General features: G+C 37.5%; 26 protein-coding genes and 1 pseudogene. 19 read left to right on the top strand and 8 right to left on the bottom strand.

Annotated features, from left to right (window positions below):
- Positions 1-129: 129 nt before the first annotated feature.
- Positions 130-777, bottom strand: coding sequence for a deoxynucleoside kinase (locus R8923_RS13635; protein WP_485873305.1), 648 nt, complete (start codon positions 775-777; stop codon positions 130-132).
- 133 nt (positions 778-910) lie between these two features.
- On the opposite strand from R8923_RS13635, the gene rlmD reads away from it, so the two are divergent.
- Together rlmD and R8923_RS13625 are read left to right on the top strand one after the other, a co-directional pair.
- Entirely contained in the window at positions 911-2311 is a 1401-nt protein-coding gene (rlmD, locus tag R8923_RS13630) for a 23S rRNA (uracil(1939)-C(5))-methyltransferase RlmD (protein ID WP_485873332.1), read from the top strand.
- A gap of 77 nt (positions 2312-2388) precedes the next feature.
- Positions 2389-2706, top strand: a complete 318-nt coding sequence (locus tag R8923_RS13625) for a phage repressor protein (protein WP_485873304.1) — start codon at positions 2389-2391, stop codon at positions 2704-2706.
- A 16-nt stretch (positions 2707-2722) separates the two neighbouring features.
- Here R8923_RS13625 and R8923_RS13620 read toward each other — a convergent pair whose 3' ends face one another.
- Together R8923_RS13620 and R8923_RS13615 are read right to left on the bottom strand one after the other, a co-directional pair.
- Positions 2723-4174: a sodium:solute symporter family protein gene (locus R8923_RS13620; RefSeq protein WP_485873303.1), complete on the bottom strand. Its 1452-nt coding sequence runs from the start codon at positions 4172-4174 to the stop codon at positions 2723-2725.
- Positions 4171-4362, bottom strand: a complete 192-nt coding sequence (locus R8923_RS13615; RefSeq protein ID WP_485873302.1) for a DUF3311 domain-containing protein — start codon at positions 4360-4362, stop codon at positions 4171-4173. The genes R8923_RS13620 and R8923_RS13615 overlap by 4 nt, the downstream gene beginning before the upstream one ends.
- 800 nt (positions 4363-5162) lie before the next feature.
- Here R8923_RS13615 and R8923_RS13610 point away from each other — a divergent pair.
- The 7 genes and pseudogenes from R8923_RS13610 to R8923_RS13580 all read left to right on the top strand — a co-directional run bounded on the left by R8923_RS13610 (position 5163) and on the right by R8923_RS13580 (position 8758).
- Positions 5163-5505: pseudogene (locus R8923_RS13610) on the top strand (WXG100 family type VII secretion target).
- 32 nt (positions 5506-5537) lie between these two features.
- On the top strand, positions 5538-5927 hold the full coding sequence (locus tag R8923_RS13605) for a DUF1310 family protein (RefSeq protein ID WP_485873301.1): 390 nt from the start codon (positions 5538-5540) through the stop codon (positions 5925-5927).
- Positions 5928-5929: 2 nt separating this feature from the next.
- Positions 5930-6445 carry a hypothetical protein gene (locus R8923_RS13600; protein ID WP_485873300.1) on the top strand — a complete coding sequence of 172 codons (516 nt, stop codon included), beginning with the start codon at positions 5930-5932 and terminating at the stop codon, positions 6443-6445.
- 32 nt (positions 6446-6477) lie between these two features.
- Entirely contained in the window at positions 6478-6870 is a 393-nt protein-coding gene (locus R8923_RS13595) for a DUF1310 family protein (protein WP_485873299.1), read from the top strand.
- Position 6871: 1 nt separating this feature from the next.
- Positions 6872-8131 (top strand): hypothetical protein, encoded by a 1260-nt coding sequence (locus R8923_RS13590; RefSeq protein ID WP_485873298.1) that lies wholly within the window; start codon positions 6872-6874, stop codon positions 8129-8131.
- 1 nt (position 8132) lies between these two features.
- Complete coding sequence (locus tag R8923_RS13585; RefSeq protein ID WP_485873297.1) at positions 8133-8495, top strand: hypothetical protein; 363 nt, start codon at positions 8133-8135, stop codon at positions 8493-8495.
- The gene (locus R8923_RS13580) at positions 8492-8758 is read left to right on the top strand and encodes a hypothetical protein (protein ID WP_485873296.1); all 267 of its coding nucleotides are present in this window, start codon (positions 8492-8494) and stop codon (positions 8756-8758) included. The genes R8923_RS13585 and R8923_RS13580 overlap by 4 nt, the downstream gene beginning before the upstream one ends.
- A gap of 241 nt (positions 8759-8999) precedes the next feature.
- On the opposite strand, the gene R8923_RS13575 is transcribed toward R8923_RS13580, so the two are convergent.
- The gene (locus tag R8923_RS13575) at positions 9000-9743 is read right to left on the bottom strand and encodes a MerR family transcriptional regulator (RefSeq protein ID WP_485873295.1); all 744 of its coding nucleotides are present in this window, start codon (positions 9741-9743) and stop codon (positions 9000-9002) included.
- A gap of 186 nt (positions 9744-9929) precedes the next feature.
- Between R8923_RS13575 and R8923_RS13570 the strand changes: the two genes are divergently transcribed.
- Positions 9930-10607, top strand: coding sequence for a VanZ family protein (locus tag R8923_RS13570; protein WP_485873294.1), 678 nt, complete (start codon positions 9930-9932; stop codon positions 10605-10607).
- Between the two features lie 27 nt (positions 10608-10634).
- Positions 10635-13217: a bifunctional lysylphosphatidylglycerol flippase/synthetase MprF gene (gene mprF, locus R8923_RS13565; protein WP_485873293.1), complete on the top strand. Its 2583-nt coding sequence runs from the start codon at positions 10635-10637 to the stop codon at positions 13215-13217.
- Between the two features lie 131 nt (positions 13218-13348).
- Here the strand turns inward: mprF and R8923_RS13560 are convergent, their stop codons facing one another.
- On the bottom strand, positions 13349-14254 hold the full coding sequence (locus R8923_RS13560; protein ID WP_485873292.1) for a TIGR01777 family oxidoreductase: 906 nt from the start codon (positions 14252-14254) through the stop codon (positions 13349-13351).
- Positions 14255-14334: 80 nt separating this feature from the next.
- Here R8923_RS13560 and recX point away from each other — a divergent pair, with 80 nt between their 5' ends.
- The 3 genes from recX to R8923_RS13545 are packed head-to-tail and all read left to right on the top strand — an operon-like array spanning position 14335 to position 15844.
- The gene (gene recX / locus R8923_RS13555) at positions 14335-15150 is read left to right on the top strand and encodes a recombination regulator RecX (RefSeq protein ID WP_485873291.1); all 816 of its coding nucleotides are present in this window, start codon (positions 14335-14337) and stop codon (positions 15148-15150) included.
- Entirely contained in the window at positions 15147-15386 is a 240-nt protein-coding gene (locus tag R8923_RS13550) for a YfhJ family protein (RefSeq protein ID WP_485873290.1), read from the top strand. The genes recX and R8923_RS13550 overlap by 4 nt, the downstream gene beginning before the upstream one ends.
- Positions 15383-15844 carry a dCTP deaminase/dUTPase family protein gene (locus R8923_RS13545; RefSeq protein WP_485873289.1) on the top strand — a complete coding sequence of 154 codons (462 nt, stop codon included), beginning with the start codon at positions 15383-15385 and terminating at the stop codon, positions 15842-15844. Before R8923_RS13550 ends, R8923_RS13545 begins: the two co-directional genes overlap by 4 nt.
- A 63-nt stretch (positions 15845-15907) precedes the next feature.
- Here R8923_RS13545 and R8923_RS13540 read toward each other — a convergent pair whose 3' ends face one another.
- Positions 15908-16888 (bottom strand): metal-dependent hydrolase, encoded by a 981-nt coding sequence (locus R8923_RS13540; RefSeq protein WP_485873288.1) that lies wholly within the window; start codon positions 16886-16888, stop codon positions 15908-15910.
- Positions 16889-17137: 249 nt separating this feature from the next.
- On the opposite strand from R8923_RS13540, the gene mutY reads away from it, so the two are divergent.
- The 3 genes from mutY to ntdP all read left to right on the top strand — a co-directional run bounded on the left by mutY (position 17138) and on the right by ntdP (position 19679).
- Positions 17138-18226: an A/G-specific adenine glycosylase gene (gene mutY, locus R8923_RS13535; protein ID WP_485873331.1), complete on the top strand. Its 1089-nt coding sequence runs from the start codon at positions 17138-17140 to the stop codon at positions 18224-18226.
- A complete protein-coding gene (gene fabL / locus R8923_RS13530) occupies positions 18223-18969 on the top strand; it encodes an enoyl-[acyl-carrier-protein] reductase FabL (protein ID WP_485873287.1) in 747 nt (248 codons plus the stop codon). Before mutY ends, fabL begins: the two co-directional genes overlap by 4 nt.
- Positions 18970-19151: 182 nt before the next feature.
- Positions 19152-19679, top strand: a complete 528-nt coding sequence (gene ntdP, locus R8923_RS13525) for a nucleoside tri-diphosphate phosphatase (RefSeq protein ID WP_088810924.1) — start codon at positions 19152-19154, stop codon at positions 19677-19679.
- 34 nt (positions 19680-19713) lie between these two features.
- Here the strand turns inward: ntdP and R8923_RS13520 are convergent, their stop codons facing one another.
- The gene (locus R8923_RS13520; RefSeq protein ID WP_485873286.1) at positions 19714-20793 is read right to left on the bottom strand and encodes an aromatic acid exporter family protein; all 1080 of its coding nucleotides are present in this window, start codon (positions 20791-20793) and stop codon (positions 19714-19716) included.
- Between the two features lie 83 nt (positions 20794-20876).
- A complete protein-coding gene (locus R8923_RS13515) occupies positions 20877-22175 on the bottom strand; it encodes a glutamate-1-semialdehyde 2,1-aminomutase (RefSeq protein WP_485873285.1) in 1299 nt (432 codons plus the stop codon).
- A 148-nt stretch (positions 22176-22323) separates the two neighbouring features.
- On the opposite strand from R8923_RS13515, the gene R8923_RS13510 reads away from it, so the two are divergent.
- Both R8923_RS13510 and perR read left to right on the top strand, forming a co-directional pair.
- Entirely contained in the window at positions 22324-23268 is a 945-nt protein-coding gene (locus R8923_RS13510) for an NAD(P)-dependent oxidoreductase (RefSeq protein WP_485873284.1), read from the top strand.
- Positions 23269-23339: 71 nt separating this feature from the next.
- Positions 23340-23783, top strand: coding sequence for a peroxide-responsive transcriptional repressor PerR (gene perR / locus R8923_RS13505; RefSeq protein ID WP_485873283.1), 444 nt, complete (start codon positions 23340-23342; stop codon positions 23781-23783).
- Positions 23784-24152 lie beyond the last annotated feature (369 nt).

The raw sequence follows: 24152 nt of genomic DNA, 5'->3' as shown, positions 1-24152 counted from the left end.
TAGGACATCATGAGATTTTGTTTGATAAAAAAAAGAACGTAGGTAAATAAAAATCCAGTAAACATGCCATTTTTAAAAATGGATTTTACTGGATTTTTGCCTATTTTTTATTTATGACCCGAACTCTTTTTATGATGAACGAATTTCTTTCAACTTAGCACGAATTAAGTCCATGAAATAAGCTGCATCTGCTTCTTTACGTATATCAATTTCATCAATATTTATAACAAGTGTCTCACTATGATGATAGGAGTTAAACCAATCATCATAACGCGCATGTAAGGTCGTGTAATAGTCTAATAAGGCAGGATTTAGCTCGATTTGTTCATAAGGGCGCCCACGTCGTTTAATGCGTTTTAAAACAGTGTCTAAACTTCCACGCAAATAAATCAGCAAATCAGGCGACTTTTTCGGAAGCGTACTAATCTCTTCCATCATGTTATCAAGCAAATCTAAGTACGTATCCATCTCCGGCTCTGAAATATTTCCTTCTTCAAAATTAATTTTTGTAAAAAGCGCATCCTCATAAATACTTCGATCTAACACATTATTTTGGTCTAAAAGGGCGCGTTTTATGCTGCGAAAACGAGTATTTAAAAAATAAATTTGTAGCGCAAAAGCCCAGCGTTTTGGATCGTTATAAAACATTTCAAGAATGCGGTTATCTTGGATGCTTTCATAAAATGCTTTTGAACCCAATTCTTTTGCAATGAGCTCCGTATAGCTGCTTTTACCAGCGCCAATCATTCCAGCAAGTACAATCACGTTTTTTTCCATCCTTTCAAAAAGCCTCCTTCATTCAGTAATCAAAGGCTGATATCATTATTGTACCAAATTTTAGCAAAAACGAACCATGACAAAGCCCGTAATTTTTGATAGTATAAGAAAGAATGAAATGGAGGAGAGCATGTTGAGTGAAGCGCAAATCAAGGTCGGACAAGAATTTCCACTTACCATCAAAAAAATGGGAATTAACGGTGAAGGAATTGGCTATTTTAAAAGAACCATTATTTTTGTTAAAGGCGCGTTGACAGATGAAGAGGTCGTCGTAAAGGTGACGAAAACAGCGCCGAAATACAGTGAAGCCGTGGTGCGCAAAATCAGAAAAGCATCGCCAAATCGTGTCACAGCACCATGTCCCGTATATGAAAGTTGTGGTGGCTGCCAGTTGCAACATGTGTCATATCCAGCACAATTACAATTTAAAAAAGACATTTTAATCCAAGCGTTAAAAAAACATACAACCTTTGACACTGATAAAATGAAAATTCGCGAAACAATTGGGATGGAAAATCCATTTCGCTATCGTAATAAAAGTCAATTTCAAGCGCGAACAAATCGAGCGAGTGCTATCGTAACGGGACTTTTTGGTGCGGATTCACATGAACTTGTGCCAACAAGTGATTGTCTCGTACAAGATGAGCGGACGGTTGAAATTACAAATTCGGTGCGCGATTTACTTACAAAGTTCGGCATATCGGCGTATGATGAAGCAACTGGTCGAGGATTCATCCGTACAATTGTTGTCCGGGTTGGTGTTCAGACAGGGGAAGTGCAACTTGTTCTTATTACGACAAGTGAAAAATTTCCAAAAAAACAAGAAATCTTAGCTGAAATAAAAATAAGCCATCCAGAAATTGTATCGATAATGCAAAACATTAATGCTGATAAGACTTCTTTAATTTTTGGAGATAAAACACTTCTTTTAGACGGAAAAGCGAGCATTGAAGAGGAGTTAAATGAATTACAGTTTGATTTATCGGCGCGTGCTTTTTTTCAGCTCAACCCAAAACAAACGAGTCGTTTATATGAGGAAGTGTCAGAAGCGCTTACACTAACAGGTCATGAAAAAATTGTTGATGCATATTGCGGGGTGGGGACAATTGGGCTTTCTCTTGCTAATAAAGTGCAGGAAGTTCGTGGCATGGATGTTATTCCTGAAGCCATTACTGATGCACAAAACAATGCACTTAAAAACGGAATTACAAACGCCCACTATGTGACTGGCACAGCGGAGGAAGTATTTCAAAATTGGCGAAATGAAGGTTACTCGCCTGATGCGGTCATTGTTGACCCACCTCGAACTGGGCTTGAGGCAAGTTTAACACAAGCCATTTTAAGCGCTCGTCCAAAGCAACTTGTCTATGTGTCATGCAACCCTTCAACGCTCGCTAGAGACTTAGCTTTATTCGAAAAACGCTATCGCATTCGTTACTTACAGCCAGTTGATATGTTCCCAATGACTAGTCATGTGGAGTGCGTCGTGAAACTGTCACTAAAATCCAATCAAAAGAAAAAAGTAAAAAGCTGATACAGAATTGTATCAGCTTTTTATTTACAATTGGTGAGCATTGTGATAGTTTTAAACTTATAAAGGAGGGAGAAAATATGTCTAAGGCAAGCTACATCGCTTCCTTACTTCAAAATGGAAAGTTTATTGAGAAGTACAAAGAAGCGGGTAATTCCATGTTGCCAATCATTAAATCAAATCAGCCAGTTAGTTTAGAGCCCGTAAATGAGCAAACTTTATTAGAACCAAAAATGATTGTTTTTTGTAAAGTAAGAGGAAACTACTACACGCATTTGATTTCTGCCGTGCGTTCGCGAAACAATGAAATGGAATTTCAAATTTCAAATAATCATGGCTTTGTTAATGGTTGGGTGAAACGTAAAAATATTTTTGGAAAAGTAGTTAAAATTTGGTAATCGTACCAAGTTTTTTTTAATGCCTAAAATTCTCACCTTTCGTAAATTGACTAACGCTGAAAGTAACCAAAATATTTGCAAGAAGTGGCAAAAAGCCAATATTAATATCACTAATTGCACGCGGTAAATCTGGGAAAAGCGTCGCAAGTGTCATGCTATAATTGCTCACAAAAATGGTAATTAAAATCCCCGTTGCGATTCCAGAAATGGCGCCTGCAGTTGTAACTGGATTACGTTTCATTAAACTTGCAAAGAGAGCCGGACAAAGTTGTACAATAAGGCTATAGCCTACTTGAAGAATTGCCGCAAGCGCATTTCCACCTTGAAACACAAACACACAGGAAAGAACGCCAAGAAGCGGCACGAAAAGCTTGGACAGCTTTGCGACACGCTCCTCGTTATCGTTTCCTTTCAACCCAAAAACGATATTTTTAGAAAGCAAGGTGCTGGCAGTCATGAGAAGCATCGAGCCCGGCACAAGTGCGGTGAGCATGCCCGCAGCCCCAATGATACCCACAAAAAAAGGATTAAAGCTTTGAATGGCAAGCAAAATGAGCGCAAGATCGCTCTCATCGCCTTGTAGGCCAGGCACTTTAATAACGGCCGTGAACCCAATGAAAATAACAAATAATAGCATTAACGTATAAATTGGGCTGATGATGGCATTTTTTCTAAAAGTATTTGCATTTTTAGCAGTAAAAGTAGATGCAAATACTTGTGGCCACATGTAAAAACCGAGAACATAAAAGAGTACGGTACTTATAAACCAAGTTACAGTATAGGTAGTTTCGGGAAATGTTAAAAGTTCTGGTTTTATCTCCGCGACTTGTGCGAAAAGTTCGCCGTAGCTACCAAAATAATGGAGTGGCAAATAAATACCCATAAAGACAATAACAAATAAAATCATAAAATCTTTTAAAACGGAAATCCAAGCAACACCACGAATCCCTGATAGGACAGAATATAAAATAATACCGAATGTTCCAATGAAAATAGCAAGGTTCATGGGGATTTTGCCGTAGGATGTAAGTGAAACAATAATACCTAAACCTTTTAGCTGAATCACGATGATAGGAATAATGGCGATAACCCCAACAATAGCAACAATAATACCAAGCCATTTGCTGTTATATTTTTTAGCAAAAAAATCTGATTGTGAGACAAGGCGATGTTTGTGCGCATATGACCAAATGAGTGGAAGTAAGAAATAAGATGAGACGTAAGAAAGAGCAATGTAGACCATGACATAAACTGCCGAAATACCTTTTGAGTATGTCCAGCCGCTTCCACCTAGGAATGAGAACGTTGTATATACTTCACCAGCCGTTAAAAGAAAGACAAATACGGTATTAAAGCTTCGGTTCCCGACCGCCCAATTTTCAAGTGTCATTTTTTGTTTTTGCTTTGCGCGAATGGCTAAAATAATCGTTAAAATAAAAAAAGCTGAAATAATAAAAAGCGCCGTCATGATACATTATCCTCCCCGTCGTGTTCCCATTTATACAAAAGGAACACGGTAATAGAGGAAAGAATAACACCCACTGCAATATACACCAAAACAAACGGAACGCCAAAAATGAGTGGATAAATACGATTAGCAAATGGAATTCCACCTAAAATAAATAAAAAGGGGATGATTAGTAACCACTTTTTCATCTTTTTCCTCCTAAAATTTACTGCATTAAAGCCCAAAGAATAATCGCATCAAAAGCTAAAAGTCCGAGTACAACGGCTATCGAAATTTTGATGAGCAATTTTTTATCTGTTGTTTTTTTTGCCATATAAAAAGCCTCCATAAAGTTTACTATACAAAAGATACTATAAAAAACAGTATAACAGCAAAAAAGAATCTGGAACATAAATCTTTGCTGAATTTGAAAAATGGGTAGAAAATCGAAAAAAAGATTTTTTGCCTATTTTTTCATTAATGAATGGCAATAGCTACATCCTCTTTTTCTAATTTTTTCTAAATCTAGCGGTGAAATAATTTGATTCATGCTCTACTGTTTATACAAAAAGATTACCTTGTTGAATTTGGTTTTGTCGCTTTAATTCTAACATAGGTGGTCTTTTTTGTTGAGCAAAAGCAGGTGTTAGATTTCAAATGCGAAATCTAATGCTTGTTTTTTATTTACCGGGATTTATGTTTTGTTTTTGAGAAATAATTTAATGAAAAATTGACTTACTTTTTCAATGCTTAAGATTTATTATGAAGCTAAGAAAGGAGCTATCAGAATGGAAGTTCTTTTAGGAACGAGTATTGTAATTACGAAATGTCAGAAAAACTTCCGAGTTTTAGAAATATGTTATTCTGACTCACTTTAAATAAATATTTTGAGATCTTCTCTTTTGATAAAAGTTTTTTTATATGAAAGTTCATAAAATGTTCACAGACAAAGCTTTAAGGTTATGCTACATTTAAAATTGAAAGAAAATAATACATAAAGAAGAGTTTCATGCTTGGACAAATCAGAATGACTCCAGCAGAATTACGAGATTGTGCGAAAACTTATGGAACAAGTGCCACATGACATTGAACAAATGTTACAACGTTTATCGCAAACATAAGGACAACTTCGGAGTAAATAGGAAAGGCAAGCGTTTGCACGATTTGATGCTCCGCTTAATCAATTGAAACCAAAAGTAACGGAGTTTGCGAATGTGATGGATCGAATCGAACAACAACTTCAAAAAACAGTGACAGTGGTGAGAGAACAAGACCAACAACTGTCCCAAAACTTTGGCTTTTTAATTTCAAAAAAGCGTCTTTTATTGTATACCATTAAGAGGCGTTTTTGATAGAGAAAGACGTAAATAGATGGAGGAATGAGATGAAAAAGGGATGGATTATTTTTATTACTATCGTTGTCATTATTATTGCAGTTGTAGCAATTGCTGGAGGGAAGATGTACATGGATAATAAAAAGGTGAATGAAGATATGAATGAAGTTGTGCAAAGTAAGGAGGCTAAAGATTTGTTCGAGAAAACTTTAAAAAAAATGGATTCTGAAGCTCTAACCGAAGAAGGTCGTATTAAGTCATACAAGATTGATAGTGATAGCGTTAAGCATAATCCTATGGGAGGAATAAATGTAACATTAATAGTTAATAATAACAAAAATTTGCATGTAAATTTCACTATAGATAAAGGAGATAAAGGAATAAGAAATAGTGGAATTAGTTATTCTGAGAAACTAGAAAAATTAACGGAGGAGAATTGATATTGAAGAATAATCTCAATGATTCCCAGAGAGTAGATTTGGCGAGAAAGGAATATGACCCTTTACATGTCGGCGATAAAATTAAGATAGATGACGATAAGTTAACGATAGGCAAGGTTTCTCAAGTAGTTGACAATAAAGCAACCGGGGAACAAGCTTATATTATCACAAATACGGAGAAAACTGTCTCACCTAATGCTTCGCTGGCCGAAAGAGAAAAGGTTACAGAAGTCACCATTTTATATCCAGGATCTACTGAATTAGATCAATGGGAAAAAGAACCTTTAGATGTTTGGAAAGACTGGCTGGAGAATGATATCCCTTCTGCTGCACAAATCCTAACCAATACAGGTGGAAGAGTTGTGACACCACAATTAAAATCTGCCGCCGATACACTAAAAAATTCACTTAATAGGTATCCCAAGCTGTGGAAGAACAAGACCAACAACTTTCTCAAAAGTTTGGGTTTTAATTTCAAAAAAGCGCCTCTTATTGTATACTATAAGAAGTGTTTCTGATAGAGAAAGACGTAAATAGATGGAGGAATGAGATGAAAAAGGGATGGATTATTTTTACTACTATCGTTGTCATTATTATTGCAGTTGTAGCAATTGTTGGAGGGAAGATGTACATGGATAATAAAAAGTTGGATGAAGATATGAATGAAGTCGTACACAGCAAGGAGGCTAAAGAAGTTTTCGAAAATGGTTTGAAAAATTTAGATGAGAATGCTCTAACAAATCAAGGTGTTATAAAGACATATAAAATTGATGATGGAAGCATAGAAAAAAACCCTATGGGCGGTATAAATGTGACTTTATTCATTAATAATGAAAAAAGTTTATATGTCTATTTTATTTTGGATAAAAATAGTGAAGGTGAGTTGAAAGATTCAGGAGGAGGTAATTCTGCTAGTTTAGAAAAATTACTTCAGGAGGGGTAACATGTCAAGACTAAATTATAATGATGAATTGAGGGTTGAGATTGCTAAGCAAGAGTACATTAATTATAAAGTGGGTGAACCTGTAAAAATAAATGGCAAAAAGACAACTGTAGGCAAGGTTTCTCAAGTAGTTGACAATAAAGCAACCGGGGAACAAGCTTATATTATCACAAATACAGAGAAAACTGTCTCACCTAATGCTTCGCTGGCCGAAAGAGAAAAGGTTACAGAAGTCACCATTTTATATCGAGGATCTACTGAATTAGGTCAATGGAAAAAAGAACCTTTAGATGTTTGGAAAGACTGGTTAGAGAATGATATCCCTTCTGCTGCACAAATTTTGACGCATACAGGCGGAAAAGTTGTGACACCACAATTAAAATCTGCTGCCGATACACTAAAAAATTCACTTAATAGGTATCCCAATGCCAAACACTATGTTTATGCCCATTCTTTAGGTTCAATGACAGGACAGTATGCACTTTCTGATATTGATGAAAAAGATATTCCGCGAATCGGCGGTGCTTTTCTATATGAGGGACCAAACGTCTATTCCCTTTTAACTCCCGAACAAAAGAAAACGGCTGAAGCGCTACGAGGAAAGATTTATAATTATGTGGATTTTAAAGACCCAGTTACGATAGGCTATGGGGTTTATAAAGAAAATGTCGGACAATTAATTGCTGTTGATTCTAAAGATATGAATGATATGGGCAAACAACACATGTGGGGCGGCTATCAATATGATAAAGAAGGTAATGTGTTAACCGATGCAAAAGGTTATGCGGCACTAGCTAAAAATAATACAAGAGAAAAACTTGATGGTCTTGAAGATTTGAAGAAAATATTTGCTAAAAGTGGTGGGAACTTATCTGGATCTGAAAAGATTTTTTTGGATGCGGCTGAAGCACTAGCTTTAACACAAGGCATGAAGATGACCATTCAATACGATATGAATGAACTTCAAAAGACGTATAAGAAAGCAATTGATAATGCCGATGATTTATGGCGGGATACGTTAAAAGATGCTCGGACGATTGGAATCTCCCTTTCAGAATCCGAAAGACTTGATGCACTGGCGAGTGGTGGAGCTACAGAAGTGAGTATTCGAACGAAACCGAAAACGAAATACCAGAAAAAAATAACCGAGTTAACGACCATTCAAAAAGAGTATGATGAATTAATTAACAATATTAAGCACGCTATTGCTGAACAGTTGCAAAATGATCAAGAGCTCGCTCAGCAGATTGGAAATACGTAAGATGAATTTTTCTTCTCAAAGACGTCTCGAAGAACTGGAACAAGATTATACAAGCGTGCGCAAAAAACAAGAAGAAGCTTTAGAGGAAATTTATTTTCAAAATAGACAATTTGAAAAGGGGCTTGATGATTTAGCAGATCGTTTAAGATATGTGACCTCTCATTATGATTCGGAATTAATGCCGCCGATAAGCAAAGGATATTCAATAATTTCACATGCACATGAAGAAGGAAACTATTTCGTGAGGCAACTAACGAGCGAACTTGAAGAGGAGATAGATCAAACCACAGAGACCTATAATCTTGAAAGAACACGCTATGAAGAGGCATATTTGCTTGATAAGAAGGAGGGAGGGCATTCATGATTGATAGCTTAACAGTGGGGCTAGAAGATATAAAAAAGAAAGCTGAGAAATCATTGATTCACTTTTTTACAGCTTCACATAGCAAAGCTACCTCCGAAACACGAAAACAGGTCATGAAGGAAATGGAGAAAGAAGCCGTTCAAAAAGTGGAGTCCTCTAGTGAAGCCTATTTGGATTCTTTTTCTAGCTCGGTTCAAGGAAAATGGAGCAAAGCGGCAGATACCGCATTTAAGAACACAAATAAAGCGCTGAAAGATTTATAAAACTATTCGGGGATTTAAAAAATAGATGTTATAAATGTTGATAATAAAGCATTTGCTTTGAAATGTTAAGAACCAAGTGAAAAAAGACTGATTATAAATGATTTAATAAAGAGTCCGGAACATAAATAAAAAATAGGCAAAAATCCAGTAAAATCCATTTTTAAAAATGGCGTGTTTGCTGGATTTTTGCTTGCCTACTTTTTTTATCAGGCAAAATCTCATTATGTCCAAAGCTCTTTAATTAAAGTGAAGCTACAACGGCATCACGGAGTCGTTCAGCAGTTCCTGCGCCTCCGCGGTCATCATAATAAGCTTTGAAACGTGCATCGTCAACATACATGTTTACAAGACCAATATGCGCTTCTTCCGAATAGCTTGGCCAAGATAAGGAGAGCCATTCTTTATGTGTTAAATAAATGTCTTCCTGTAAAGCCGTATCCGTCTTCGCACGCTCAAGCAAATCAAACAGCTTGTCATTTAGTGCCTCCATCCGCGCAAAATCCTCTTTTGAAAGATTGAGCATACGTTTGTTGCTTTCATCAACCGTTTTGTCACCGTATTTTTCACGAATTTCTTCACCATACTTCGCTTCATTTTTTTCAATTAAATCTTTCTTAAATCCTTCAAATTTCTCTTTATCAGACATTTTCACCATTCCTTCCATGTTTTCAAGCGTTTTCTCAACATTTTGAATCAACGCATCTAGTCGTTCTTTTTTACGAAGGAGTTCCTGCCGATGACTTTTTAGAGCCTCTTTTGGCTGAAAAGTAGGATCTGTTACGAGCGCTTTAATCTCAGGAAGAGCTAAATCCATTTCGCGATAAAATAAAATTTGCTGCAGTAAATCTAGCTCATGTTGCCCGTATATCCGGTAGCCGCTTGATGCAAGCCTAGCCGGTTTTAAAAGGCCAATCTCGTCATAATAGCGTAGTGTACGTGCACTTACACCCGCCAATTTCGCCACTTTTTGAATTGTGTATTCCACGATTCAATCACCTCCGTATTCACATTATAAACCTTAACGTAACGTAAAGGTCAACTGGATTTTGAAATTAATTTTAGGCTTGCAAAAATGTAAGCTAGAATATATGTAGGAACGCTTTTCAAGAAGGTGCCTATCTGCTACACTAGCTATATAGAAAAAATAATTTGGAAGGCGTGAAACTTTTTAATGCAAGCACGAAATTTAAAATATCTTGTCCTTTGTCTTCCGGTTTTATATCTCGGGTACGGGATTACACTGGCGCTTCAATTTGGGAGCAGACCCGAGCTAATTAATTCAGCAGCAAATGGATTGTTTTTGCTTATCATTACGTTTATTTTAACAAAAAAAGCTGTTTTAAAGACGAGTATTGATTTTGTTTGGTTTATTGTTTTCATTTTATACGTGTTTGTGTTGCATCATCTTGTTACGTACATTGCTTTGGGGGATTTTGTAAGCAGTACGTACACAGGAAATTTTTATATTCAAACAGATATGATCAATCTCAAACCTTTTACGACAATTGAAAATACCGTCAAGCAGACATTACCAACAATGCCGACAATCATTCAAATCGTAGGAAATGCTTTACTTCTTGCACCGCTTTCTTTCTTTTTACTTTATTTTAAAATTTGTAAAAGAGCAAGTATGGCCATTTTAGTTGTATTTCTTACGTCTTGTATGATTGAACTCGTTCAATTTGCACAAACGACACTGATTACCGGTTTCGATGGTATTATGCTACCAACAGGTCGTTCAACGGATATAGACGATGTGATTTTAAACACTTTGAGTGGTTGCTTGGGAGTTATTGTTATGTATAGCGTACCGACGCTTCGAAAACGAATTGGGAAAAGAAAGCGTTAATTCTTTGACAAGCGAAGGAGAATGGAAATGAAAGAAAAATTATTACAAGCCTATGATTTTTTGAAGCGAAACAGTAAGATAGTTAAAATTGTCTTTGTTTCTCTTATCATGTTATTTGTCATCTACGAGGTCATCAACATTTTAACAACGGTCGATTATAGTTCGCTCAAACAAAATTTAACATCACAAAGTCCTGAAAGCATTTTTATTATGGTTATTGTCGGATTAATAGCCGTTATGCCCATGCTTATTTATGATTTTGTTATCGTTAAACTTCTACCAGGAAAATTTTCAACGATGCACGTCATCTCCTCAGGTTGGATTACAAATACATTCACCAATATTGGTGGTTTTGGCGGTGTTCTAGGTGCTTCTTTACGAGCTAGTTTTTACGGAAAGAATGCTTCGCATAAAGAAATTCTACTTGCAATTTCGAAAATAGCATTATTTTTAGTTTCTGGACTATCGATTTATTGTTTAATTGGGCTTACAACGTTGTTAGTTCCAAACTTTGCTAATCATTTTATCAATTACTGGCCATGGCTTCTTGGCGGTGGACTTTACTTTCCTATTTTATTTATCGTCACGAAATGGAAAAGTAAATCGCTTTTTGAAGATTTACCATTAAAACGCGAGTTAACTTTAATTTCTGCATCGCTTTTAGAATGGGGCTTTGCTTTCGGTTGTTTCATCATTATTGGCTTTCTCATGAACGAGCCAGTCGACCTAATGAAAGTATTTCCACTTTTTGTTATTGCGTCTGTCATCGGCATCGTTTCAATGGTTCCAGGAGGTGTTGGTACATTTGATTTAGTGATGCTCTATGGTTTAGGACAACTAGGCGTTTCGGAAGAATTAGCACTTGTGTGGCTCCTTTTTTACCGAATTTTTTACTATATCATTCCGTTTATTGCAGGATTATTTTTCTTTGTACAAAAAGCGGGCAAACGATTTAACGACTATTTAGAAAATCTGCCCTTTTTATTTTTACAAAAATTAGCACATCGTTTCCTTATTATTTTCGTTTATTTTAGTGGTTTGTTGCTTGTAATCTCTTCAGTCGCACCGTTTGCCGTCTATCACGTTCCTTTTTTGTATAAACTCATGCCTTTTGGCTTTCTGTTCATCTCCCAAGTTACAAACGTCGCGTTTGGTTTTCTCTTGCTTGGCCTAGGTCGAGCCATTGAAAGCAAAACAAAGAAAGCCTACATTACAACGATTATCATACTAGGCTGCGCGATTTTTAACACTTTGGCGCGTGTATTCTCCATTAAACAAGTGATTTTCCTTGGCATTATTCTGCTCTGCGTGTATTTAGCAAGAAAAGAATTTTACCGTGAAAAATTTGTGTACACATGGAGCAAAATCATTATGGACGCAATTATTTTTATCGTCTGCCTTGCTGGATATGTCATCATCGGCATCTACAATTCGCCAAACATCCAACATAAAAAACAAATCCCGGAATATTTAGAAATTGCGTCTGAACACGTGTGGGTAACCGGATTTATCGGTATGCTAATTGCCATCATCTGCTTGGTAGCTATCTTTATATATTTCTCTCAGTCTGAGAAAAAGCTCGGTAGCCCGTTTGAGTCTGAAAAAGTTCGTGATCATTTACGTAAATGGGGCGGGAATGAAGTAAGCCACACCATGTTCCTGCGCGATAAATTGCTTTTTTGGGCACAAGATGGTGAAGTGCTTTTTGCCTTCCGAATCATTGCGGATAAAATGGTCATCATGGGAGAACCAACGGGCAATCCAAATCGGCGAGATGCCGCTATTTTGGAACTGCTTGAAAAAGCAGACTTGTTCGGTTACCGTCCTGTATTTTACGAAGTTCGCGGGGATATGTTGCCATATTTACATGAAATTGGTTTTGATTTCATTAAATTAGGTGAGGAAGGTTACGTCGATGTCACAAACTTCTCTCTTTCTGGGAAAAAGAAAAAAGGCGAGCGTGCTTTAATGAATAAATTTGAACGTGAAGGTTATCAATTTGAAATTCTACAAGCACCGTTTAGCTCTGAGGTTTGGAGTGTGCTACGTAAAATATCTAATGAATGGCTAGACGGACGTACGGAGAAAGGTTTTTCTTTAGGATTTTTCGACTCCTATTATTTAGAACAAGCTGGGGTTGCAGTTGCTAAAAATGAAACTGGAGAAATTATCGCCTTTGCGTCCATGATGCCTGCTTATAATGATGAACTTTCCTCTATTGATTTAATGCGCTACGGTAAAGAGGCACCGTCTGGTATTATGGATTTCCTTTTCATTAACTTGTTTGAAAATGCTAAAGAAAATGGCTATCAAGTTTTCAATATGGGGATGGCGCCACTTGCCAATGTCGGCGAATCCAAATACGCTTTTCTCGGTGAACGTATGGCAGGTCTTGTTTATCGCTACAGTCAAGGATTCTATGGTTTTAAAGGGCTTAGAAAGTACAAGGCAAAATACGTCAACGTCTGGGTACAAAAATTTGTTGCCTACCGAAAAAGAAGCTCCATTGCCTTTACCATGTTACAACTCATGCTTCTTGTAGGAAAAAAACGTCAATTATCGCACAATCAAATTATTTTAGAAGTTCCACTTTCTGAATCAGAAAAATAAACGAAGAGTTCGGGACATAAATAACAAATAGGCAAAAATCCAGTAAAATCCATTTTTGAAAATGGCATGTTTACTGGATTTTTGCTTGTCTCCTTTTTTTATAAAACAAAATCTAACTATACCTCGGGCTCTTAGTCGATTAAATCGGCGAGTGCTTCTTCTAACGTATTAAATGTGAACTCGAAATGATGGGCGAGTAATTTATCAGGATAGACGCGCTGACTATCTAAAATCATTGCGGATTTATCTGCAAGTGCAAGTTGAATGACTTTTTTAGGAACAGGAGTCTTATACGGGCGATGTAATTTCTTCCCAAGTAATTCGGCAAATTTTTTCTCTTGGACAGGGTGCGGGGCAACTAAATTGATGGCGCCGTTTAATTCCTCTGTTTGAATGATGAAGTGGATGGCAGAAATGACATCATCTATATGAATCCAAGAGTACCATTGTTTCCCGCTACCAAAACGTCCACCGAAGAAATTTTGAAAAGCTTTCTCAAATATGGGAAACGCACCGCCGTCTCTCCCTAAAATGAGACCAAAGCGCGCGAATGCGACACGTATGCCATATTGTTCGGCTTTTATTGCTGTTTCTTCCCAGGCAAAAACAGTGCGCGCTAAAAAGGCTCGGCTCATGGGAGTATCTTCGAAGTCAGAATAAATCGCAGTTTTAGAAGAAGGGTAGACGCCAATTGCGCTTGCATTAATCCACACTTTTGGTTTTACATTCATTTTGCGAACGATGGATAGGAGTGCGGCCGTTGCTTCCACGCGGCTTGAAACAATGGCGCGTTTCTGCTCTTTTGTATAGCGCCCCTCAGCTAAATTAACACCAGCTAAATTAATCACCACATCAAAAACGTTTTCTTTTAAATCGGGAAGTGGGTTTTCGTTTGTCAGCCAGTTAATAAAATGAACATTCGCATAATCAGCTTGATTGCCGCGTGTCAAAATAAAAACGTCATCCATCGACTTCTCAAAGTCATGCGTCAAATGGCGCCCAACAAAACCAGTTCCGCCAGCAATTAAAATTTTCATAATCGGCTCACCTCTTACTTGTTTGTATTCCCACTTTCTTCAAATAAAAACTGTGATACAATGGAAGAGGAGGTTTTTTTATGAAAATAACTTTAATCCAAACCCAACAAAAGAATAAAGAACGTTACAACATTTTTGTGGATGAAAACTATTTATTCAGTGTAGACGAAGCCGTATTAGTGAAATTTCAGTTAAAAAAAGAAATGCCGCTAACAAATGAATTAATCGATAAAATCGTGGAAGAAGATGAAGTGCGAAGAGGACTAAACAAGGCCATTCAATTTTTAGCGCACCGCGTTCGCTCAGAAAAAGAAGTACGTGATTATTTGAAGAAGCAAGAAATTTCAGAGGCGCATATTTCAAATGTGATTCAAAAATTGGTGGAAATGAACTACCTAGATGATGCCGAATTTGCAAAACTATATATTAGAACGCAAATGAAAACAACCACAAAAGGAAAAGGCAAAATTGAACGCGAACTCATTGAAAAAGGCATCACACGCGAATTAATTACTGCCACACTTCCATTTTATACGGCAGACTTGCAGTTCGAAAATGCCAGCAAAGAAGCCGCTAAAATTGCGCGCCGCGGTAAGCGAACATCGCGTAAAATTTTAACACAAAAAATAATCACAGATTTAATGCAAAAAGGCTATTCGGTCGAGCTTGCGAAAGAAGCGGCGGCTCATGCGACAGCAGAATTAGATGAAAATAGTGATGAAGAAATCCTTGGCGCACAGCTTGAAAAACTGATGCGGAAAAATAAACGACTGGATTCAAAGAAAGCAAGACAAAAAACAATTCAGTCACTCATGCAAAAAGGTTTTCAATATGATACAATACAAGCTTATCTAGCAAAACATGAAATTGATTTTGAAGAGGTGGAGCAAGATTGAATGAATATGTAGAGGAACTCACGCAATTGCTTCAAGCGAAAAATCCGAATTTAGACAAAGAAAAAGCACTCTGGTGGGTGGAAATGCTTTGGTCGGATTTTGAAAGTTCTTATGCGAAGGCAGGTTATCCGTACCGCGGAAGTGAATATGCCTATCAGTATGTCAAACAACAAATTGAACGCCACGGCGCTACGCTGCATCATGTCGTTCGAGAAAATAAAGGAGAGTTTAAATGAAAATAAGAGGTTTTGAAGTGGTGAAGGATGCTAATCGAGTGTTTCTAAATCAAACGATTACACTACCCGTTCGGTCAGATAAAGGATCTGCTGGGTATGATTTTTTCTCCAATGAAGAAGTGACCTTACATCCAGGCAGTCAGCACGTTTTTTGGACAGATGTGAAAACTTACATGCAAGACGATGAGGTTTTAAGTGTGTATGTTCGTTCCTCGATTGGGATTAAACGCGGACTTAATTTATCTAATAATACAGGTATTATTGATGCTTCGTACTACGAAAATCCTTCAAATGACGGAAATATTGGGATTGCGATGCGGAATATTGGTGAAGCAAGTGTCAAAATTGAACAAGGTGAGCGAATTGCACAAGGCATTTTTACAAAATATCTCGTTGCTGATGTGGATAATGTGACAAATGAATCGCGCGAGGGTGGAGTTGGCAGCACTGGTAAATAGAATGAACTAATAAAAATCCCGGCTGTTATAAGTAACAGCCGGGATTTGCTTATGAGGTTAAAGTTAAACAGCTACTGGGGTGAGTTTCTTCTGAAGTTTTTCATCAGAGAAAATCCAGCCTGTGTATGATGATAAGATATTCATATCATCATCTAGGCGAACAACAGCAACAAACGGGTAGTGCCCGTTGCTACGGTATCTCAAATCCGTAAATGTGACATATGTGGCATCTAGCTTTTCTTCAATTCTCCAGTTATACACTTTTGAAAAGGAAACAAAAGCAGCCAAATTCTTATCTTGTTTCGCAGAACGAATGATTTCATTATTTGGAACAGGTAGGCGATCAAACTTTTCATAAACAGAAATGTTTCGTTTGAAAGCACGTCCCACATAATAGTGGTCTTTCGTCGTTACAGCAACACGCCACTGGAAGAAATGAATCGTTGAAGCGATGATAATTTCCTCAGCATCAGGAATTAAATTCTTGACGGCATGTTTTATCATATGCTGTGTAACTGCGCGCGCGACATAATAAAGCACGAGGATTCCGTATAGTGTAAAGAATGTTGGACCGGCAGGAGCACCGAGTAGCCAGATGATAATCGCAACAACATGAGATCCGAAAATAAACCAATCAAATGTGTTGATGAAACCAAATGCAACCCAAGTGTCTTTAAACGGTCGAACGGCTTGCGTCCCGTATGCGTTAAAAATGTCGACGAAAATGTGTAACCCGACTGCTATAAAGCTCCATAAGAGCAAGTGTAGAAATGTTGCTGCCGGAAAAATAAAGTAAAGTACAGTTGAAATTAAGAGCGGCCAAATCGCAAGCATCGGTAGGGAATGTGTAATCCCTCTGTGATTGCGAATATAATCCGCATTGTTTTTAAGTTTTAATACGGTGTCAATGTCAGGAATTTGAGAACCAATAATTGTTGCTGCCATGATACCCATCGTAGCATGAGTACTACTTGCAACTACAGGGTCGATTGTAGCAAGAGCCCCAAGTGCAATCCCCATAACAACATGTGTGCCTGTGTCCAAATGCTTTCCTCCTCCAAGAAGTTAGAAAGAGTCACTTTACAAACCAAGCGGCATCTTCCCGTGACTAAAGTGTGTGGGTGAGTAATGACTACTCTGTTAGCTAAGCCTTTACAAGCAGAGTGCTGTTCAAAAAAAGCTAGCTTCTGTATAATAGAAAAAGCTTAACCATTAATCTATTCCCATGTTTTCATTATACTACACATCATAAGTGCGGAGCATTAGAATTTTATGAGAAATTTAGGTGAACGAATGACACATACATACTTTAATAAAGAACAAACTGAAGCTTTCAGAAAGGCACTAATCGGTTGGTACCTAGCGAATAAGCGGATACTTCCGTGGCGAGAGAACAGAGACCCGTACCGGATTTGGGTGTCAGAAATCATGCTCCAACAAACGCGGGTGGATACGGTTATTCCTTATTTCACAAAGTTTATGACGCAATTTAAAACGATGAAAGACTTTGCTTATGCAGATGAAAATGCGATTCTTAAAATTTGGGAGGGACTCGGTTATTATTCACGTGTCCGTAATTTGCAAGCGGCGATGCGCCAAGTTGTAGAAGAACATGACGGAATCGTACCAAATACGAAAAAGGACATTTTAAATCTCAAAGGGGTAGGCCCATATACGGCTGGCGCTATTTTAAGTATCGCCTACCAAAAAGCCGAACCTGCAATTGATGGAAATGTGATGCGTGTTATGTCCCGTGTATGTGAAATTGATGCTGATATTATGAAACCAAGTACGCGAAAGATTTTTGAAACGGTACTGTATGATTTAATTGACCCAATTGATCCAGCATCTTTCAATCAGGGCTTAATGGAAATTGGCGCGTTAGTTTGCACACCCAAAAAGCCAATGTGTCTCCTTTGCCCACTGCAACCGTTTTGTTTAGCGCATAAAAATGGTAAGGAACTGGACTACCCAGTGAAAATAAAAAAAGTGAAGTCGAAAAAAATTCACCTTCTAGCCATTGTTGTTCGGCAAAATGACCATATTTTAGTGGAACAGCGTCCAACTTCGGGGCTCCTAGCCAATTTATGGCAGTTTCCAACTGTGGAAATAAAAGGAAATGCAAATAGTGAAATGATAAAACTTGCTTTTTTACAAAAATATGGTTTGGAAGTAGAGCTTCAAGAAGCACTCCCGCATGTGAAACATATTTTTTCGCATTTAGTATGGGAAGTGGACGTTTGGACAGCTGATTTGACTGGTGAAAAGCCAGAAGGGACGGCGAAATTTGTTTCGGAAGAAGAAATGCAGCAGCTTGCATTTCCAGTGCCATACCAAAAAATGTGGCAAAGTTTTATTGAAAGAAAAGGGGATTTGAAATGAATAAAGTAGCTTTAGTGACTGGAAGCAGTCGTGGACTTGGTCGTGAAATTGCGATTCAACTTGCAAAAGAAGGATATGATATGGCGATAAATTTTGCGCGAAATCGTAAAAAAGCAGAGGAGGTACAAGCAGAAATTAAAGCGCTTGGTAGAAAATGTGAGCTTTTCCGTGCCAACATTGGTGATGTTGACAAAACGCGTGTGATGTTTTCAGAAATTAAAGCGACATTTGGGCGGCTTGACCTGTTTGTAAGTAATGCTGCAAGTGGCGTTTTAAAACCACTTATGGAGCTTGAACAGACACACTGGGACTGGACGATGAATATTAATGCGCGTGCCTTTTTGTTTGCTAGCCAAGAAGCGGCTAAATTGATGCAGGAAACGGGTGGTGGGAAAATCATTGGGTTGAGCTCAATTGGGTCAATTCGCTATTTGGATAACTATACGACTGTTGGCGTTTCTAAAGCGGCAGTTGAATCGCTGACACGTTATTTGGCGGTTGAGCTTGCACCATTTGGTATAGCGGTTAATACTGTTTCAGGCGGCTTAATTGAAACGGATGCGCTAGAGCATTTTCCGAACAAAGCAGCATTAATTGAAGATGCGGTTAGTAAGACGCCAGCTGGACGCATGGTAGAGCTTCAGGATTTGGTTGGTGCGGTTATGTTTTTAGCGAGTAGCCAAGCAGATATGATTCGCGGACAAACCATTGTGGTTGATGGTGGGCGGACGTTACTCGTATAAGCTTGAACAAAAATAATTATGCCACTCGTGGTGGAACTTCCAACATAAATTTCATATTTTTAAGCAAAAAAGAAGCTTTTTAAGGGCTTTTCGTTACTTTATTGTTTTTTGCACTGTTTTGTTATGTTATAATGATTTGTGAATAACAGCTTCTAGTACATGAAGAAAGTAGGAAAGTGTGTATGTACTTGCCAAAAGAGAAAGAAATTATTCAGATTAAGAGCTACAAACATAACGGTAAACTTCATCGTACTTGGAAAAAAACAGTTGTTTTAAAAGCAACGGAAAATGTTATTATCGGGGGAAATGATCATACACTTGTCGTGGAATCTGATGGGCGAAAATGGGTGACGAGAGAGCCTTCAATTTGCTATTTCCATAGCGATTATTGGTTTAATGTGATTTCAATGATACGGGAAGATGGCTTGTATCATTATTGTAATCTAGGAACGCCTTTTGCAGTCGACGAGGAAGCGTTAAAGTATATTGATTATGACTTAGATATTAAAGTTTTTCCTGATGGACGTTTCCATTTACTTGATGAAGGTGAGTATGAGCAACATCGTCGCCAAATGAAATATCCTGATGCCATCGACCGAATTTTACGCAATAACGTAGATATTTTGAGTCACTGGATTTTGGATAAAAAAGGACCTTTTTCAAAGGACTATATTGATATTTGGTATGAAAAGTACAAAGAATACCGTTGAAAAGAGGGCTAGCACTGTGCTAGCCCTCTTTTCCTTATTCCTCCGTCACACTAATATCAATTTTATTTTCATCTGTATGTCGGATTTTAAAACTATGAATGAGTTTTTCCAAATAATCAAGCGATTCCTGATAAGCAAAAACACAAGCAATAATGCGCATTAAATGGTATTCATCTGTATTGTTATCTGGGTCACCTGACCTCATTTCATTTAAAAATAAGTCCATTAGTTCTTTTGGGTCTTGCGCGAGGTGATCTTCTAAATAATCCGTATCAACGGCAACGCGGTCGATATAGGTGAGTAGTAGCTGTTCATGTTTATCGACTAAAAAGTCAATTTGCTGTCTGATAATTTCTTGTTTTTCGGGATTAAGTTGTAAGTAATCATTTTCGTAGCGATTTTGAATTTTTAAAAGTTCATAACCTTTTTGTGAGCAGAGAATCATTTGCCTGTAGATTGCAATTTTACGCCCTTTAGAAACGGAATTTCGTTTTAAAAAAGTTCTTTCTTCTTTATAAAGCTCATATTGATTACGAATTTGCCCAATTTGTTTTTGCATCCAGTTCATATCTTTTTTTAGTAAAGGGAAGTCTGCCGCATGACGTAAATTTAAGCGAATCCATTTGATGATTTCATTGTTTGTATTATAAATTTGTTGGTATAGTGCCACCTCATATTTTGGCGGAATGAAAATTAAGTTGACAATAAATGCTGCAACAAGTCCTAACATGATTGTGCCAAAACGAATCAATGCGATTTCAAGGAAGTCATTCCCAGGTGAGTCCATAACAATGACAAGTGTGACGAGGGCAAGACCAATTGTATTCTCTAGTTTTAATTGAAGAAGAAGTGCCACACAAATAACGGAAGCTACACCAATTAAAATGAAGTCATTTCCAATGTATAATCCAAAAACAATGGCAATGATGGCGCCGATTACATTTCCTTGCGCTCGCTCCAAAATGGTTCGATACGAGCGGTAAATGGATGGTTGAATCGCAAATATGGCGGAAATCCCTGCCAGTGAAGGAGAGGGAGACTGGAAAAGTTCGGCAATAAATAAAGCTAAACTTATAGCGATACCAGTTTTTAAAATTCTAGCTCCAAATTTCATGCTAGGTAGTTCCTTTCTAATAGGCGATTTTATTCTTATATTACCTTTATTATAACCATATTTTTCATTTTATAACATAAAAATCATTTTTCCGAAGCCATTATGGCAAATACACGTTCTGTCGCTGCAATGGTTTTGTCAATGTCAACTTCTGTATGAGCCGTTGTAATAAACCAAGCTTCATATTTGGAAGCCGCCAGTAAGATACCTTCCTCGCGCATAAGTTTAAAGAAACGACTAAATTGTTCGCCGTCCGTTTGTTTTGCGTCCTCATAATTTTGCACAGGTTTATCAGTAAAAAATACAGTTAGTGCTCCGACAATTTGATTAATCGTAATGGTGATACCATATTTTTTTGCTGCATTTAAAATACCATTTTTCAATTTAAATCCGTATTTTTCAAAACGATCATAAAGTCCTTCTTCTTGCAAAACTTCTAGACAGGCGATTCCCGATAAGATTGAAGCAGGATTCCCTGCATGCGTGCCAGCTTGATAAGCCGGACCAAGTGGCGCAACGGTTTCCATAATATCTAAGCGACCACCATAAGCGCCAATCGGCAAGCCACCGCCAATAATTTTTCCAAGCGCAGTCAAATCGGGTTTTACTTGCAACAAATCCTGCGCACCACCGTACATAAATCGGAAAGCTGTAATCACTTCATCATAAATTACGAGCGCGCCCGCCGCGTGAGCTAGCTCATTCACTTTTTCCAAAAATCCAGGTTCAGGTCCGACGATACCAAAATTCCCAACAATCGGTTCCACAAGCACCGCCGCAACCTGAGTTCCCCACACATCAAGAGCTTCTTTAAAAGCTTCTACGTTATTAAAAGGAACGGTAATGACTTCTTTGGCTGTCGCTTCTGTCACACCAGCTGAATCAGGCGTTCCTAGTGTTGAAGGTCCAGACCCCGCTTCTACCAATACAAGATCGAAATGTCCGTGGTAAGATCCGCCAAATTTAATAATTTTTTCCCGCCCCGTATAGGCACGAGCAACTCGAACGGTTGTCATAACAGCCTCCGTACCTGAATTGGTAAAGCGTACCTTTTCCATAGAAGGAATAGCTTCTTTTAACATTTTAGCAAATGTTATTTCATGTACAGTTGGTGTCCCGTACAAAACACCAGTTTCTGCAGCCAAAGTGATTGCCTTTGTAATGTGCGGGTGCGCATGCCCCGTAATAATCGGGCCAAAAGCTGCCAAGTAATCAATATACTTGTTCCCATCCACATCATAAAAATAAGCCCCATTTGCTCGCTCCATCGTAATTGGTATGCCACCTCCAACGCCTTTATACGAACGACTTGGGCTATTAACACCACCAACGATATGTTTTTTTGCTTCCATATGTATGGCATCTGATTTTGAATGATCCATCTTGACATCTCCTTTAAATTTCGCGGAATCCCGCTTATCTAGTCCATTTTATGCGAAAAAATTTAAAACAGCAACTTGAAAGAACAACTTAATTGCCGTTTTTTAAAAAAAAGCATAAACTAAAACTATAGGAAGGGAGGCTATCTGTTTGAAAATCTTATATACACTATCCATATCGGAAGACTGGCAAATAAAACAGCAAGAAGCATATCCAAACGATATATTTTATTACGAAAAGAAAATAACAGATTTTAAAAACCTAGATGAAGTGGACTGTATCGTGACTTACGGCGGTGACATTACAACAGAAGTTATTAAAGAAGCTCGCGCATTAAAGTGGATTATGGTTTTTTCTGCTGGTGTTGATGGTCTACCTAAGCAAGCTATTTTAGAAAAAAATATTCTCATATCAAATGTTCGCGGCATTCACGCTATCCCGATGGCCGAATTTGTCATGAGCTATTTATTACATGATGTTAAGCAACTACAACATTTCTATGAAGCACAAAAAAATAAAGAGTGGGAGTTTTCTCACCCAGTTGTCGAACTTGGAAATAAAAAATTAGTCGTGGCCGGTGCCGGATCAATCGGTGCGCAAATCGCAAAATTTGCCAAAGTGTTTAACATGCAAACCATAGGACTAAATACAACCGGTCACCCCGTAGCAGGCTTTGATGAAACTTTCGCCATGCAGGACTTTAAAAAAGTCATTTCTGATGCTGACTATTTTGTTTCCGTTCTACCAAAAACAAATGAAACGACAGGCATCTATGATGAAGACTTCTTCCGCATTTTGCCAAGCAGCGCCGCATTTATTAATATCGGTCGAGGTAATGCGGTAGAAAGCACTGTCTTAGAAAAAGTTATCGCTGAAAAAACTATTCGACATTTCTATCTTGACGTCTACCCCGAAGAACCTCTTTCGACTGAAAGCCCGATTTGGACTGCTTCAAACGTCACAATGACCCCACACGTATCTGGTCACACTGATCAATACATCAATCGAAGCATGGCAATCTGGTTGGATAGTTTAGAAAAGTTCAAATTAGGCAAAACCGTACAAAATGAAATTGACCTAAATAGAGGCTATTAAATCGTTGTGTTGACAGTTTATGAACATTTCCGTTAAAATATAAGAAACTTATCATTTAAAGGAAGGAGTGCATGACGGTGTCTAACACTCATTTAAAAGAGTCAATAGATATTCTGAAACAGTCAGGAGTGCGAATTACTCCTCAACGTCATGCTATACTTGAATTCTTAATTAATTCACATATCCATCCAACTGCCGATGAAATTTACCGGGCACTTGAAGGTGATTTTCCAAATATGAGTGTTGCAACAGTTTACAATAACTTACGCGTATTTAGAGATGCGGGATTAATTAAAGAATTATCATATGGCGACGCTTCAAGCCGGTTTGATTTTTCTACTTCTAACCATTATCATGCGATATGTGATGAATGCGGAAAAATTGTTGATTTTCATTATCCAGGTTTAGATGAAGTCGAGCATTTTGCCTCTCATGTCACAGGTTATGAAATTAATAAACATCGCCTAGAAGTTTATGGATTATGTCCTGAATGTAAAGCGAAAAATAAAAAATAAAATCATCTATGTTTGAATAGGTGATTTTATTTTGCATAAAAGAATTAATTTTTATGCGAAAAAGGGAACTTCAAGACCTATTTTTGTTAGGAATTGATAAAAAAAATAATTTCTCGCATTTTTATGCATAAACTTATTGACATCTTCATTTAAAATTGATATATTAGTTCTCGGCGCTACTAATCAATTGTTTTTGAAATAAAATTAATTCAAAAATATGTTGACAGGCAAGCGTTTAGATGATATGATTTAAAAGTCGCAAAAAGCTAACTGCTTTTCAAAAATGCGATAAAATGTGACCTTTGAAAACTGAACAAAACGAAGATGAAAAAGCGATGAAACAGATGTTTCACCAATCAATTCATAGGA

This window comes from Listeria tempestatis, from assembly GCF_963575625.1.
Lineage (GTDB): Bacteria > Bacillota > Bacilli > Lactobacillales > Listeriaceae > Listeria > Listeria tempestatis.
The sequence above is the reverse complement of the archived record's forward strand: the minus strand, read 5'-3'. Positions and strand labels throughout refer to the sequence as shown.

Excerpts from the sequence above, each read along its gene's own strand:
- R8923_RS13635 (WP_485873305.1), bottom strand. The coding sequence starts at position 777 with ATGGAAAAAAACGTGATTGTACTTGCTGGAATGATTGGCGCTGGTAAA.
- R8923_RS13625 (WP_485873304.1), top strand. The coding sequence starts at position 2,389 with ATGTCTAAGGCAAGCTACATCGCTTCCTTACTTCAAAATGGAAAGTTT.
- R8923_RS13620 (WP_485873303.1), bottom strand. The coding sequence starts at position 4,174 with ATGACGGCGCTTTTTATTATTTCAGCTTTTTTTATTTTAACGATTATT.
- R8923_RS13615 (WP_485873302.1), bottom strand. The coding sequence starts at position 4,362 with ATGAAAAAGTGGTTACTAATCATCCCCTTTTTATTTATTTTAGGTGGA.
- R8923_RS13605 (WP_485873301.1), top strand. The coding sequence starts at position 5,538 with ATGAAAAAGGGATGGATTATTTTTATTACTATCGTTGTCATTATTATT.
- R8923_RS13595 (WP_485873299.1), top strand. The coding sequence starts at position 6,478 with ATGAAAAAGGGATGGATTATTTTTACTACTATCGTTGTCATTATTATT.
- R8923_RS13590 (WP_485873298.1), top strand. The coding sequence starts at position 6,872 with ATGTCAAGACTAAATTATAATGATGAATTGAGGGTTGAGATTGCTAAG.
- R8923_RS13585 (WP_485873297.1), top strand. The coding sequence starts at position 8,133 with ATGAATTTTTCTTCTCAAAGACGTCTCGAAGAACTGGAACAAGATTAT.
- R8923_RS13580 (WP_485873296.1), top strand. The coding sequence starts at position 8,492 with ATGATTGATAGCTTAACAGTGGGGCTAGAAGATATAAAAAAGAAAGCT.
- R8923_RS13570 (WP_485873294.1), top strand. The coding sequence starts at position 9,930 with ATGCAAGCACGAAATTTAAAATATCTTGTCCTTTGTCTTCCGGTTTTA.
- mprF (WP_485873293.1), top strand. The coding sequence starts at position 10,635 with ATGAAAGAAAAATTATTACAAGCCTATGATTTTTTGAAGCGAAACAGT.
- R8923_RS13560 (WP_485873292.1), bottom strand. The coding sequence starts at position 14,254 with ATGAAAATTTTAATTGCTGGCGGAACTGGTTTTGTTGGGCGCCATTTG.
- recX (WP_485873291.1), top strand. The coding sequence starts at position 14,335 with ATGAAAATAACTTTAATCCAAACCCAACAAAAGAATAAAGAACGTTAC.
- R8923_RS13545 (WP_485873289.1), top strand. The coding sequence starts at position 15,383 with ATGAAAATAAGAGGTTTTGAAGTGGTGAAGGATGCTAATCGAGTGTTT.
- mutY (WP_485873331.1), top strand. The coding sequence starts at position 17,138 with ATGACACATACATACTTTAATAAAGAACAAACTGAAGCTTTCAGAAAG.
- fabL (WP_485873287.1), top strand. The coding sequence starts at position 18,223 with ATGAATAAAGTAGCTTTAGTGACTGGAAGCAGTCGTGGACTTGGTCGT.
- ntdP (WP_088810924.1), top strand. The coding sequence starts at position 19,152 with ATGTACTTGCCAAAAGAGAAAGAAATTATTCAGATTAAGAGCTACAAA.
- R8923_RS13520 (WP_485873286.1), bottom strand. The coding sequence starts at position 20,793 with ATGAAATTTGGAGCTAGAATTTTAAAAACTGGTATCGCTATAAGTTTA.
- R8923_RS13515 (WP_485873285.1), bottom strand. The coding sequence starts at position 22,175 with ATGGATCATTCAAAATCAGATGCCATACATATGGAAGCAAAAAAACAT.
- perR (WP_485873283.1), top strand. The coding sequence starts at position 23,340 with ATGACGGTGTCTAACACTCATTTAAAAGAGTCAATAGATATTCTGAAA.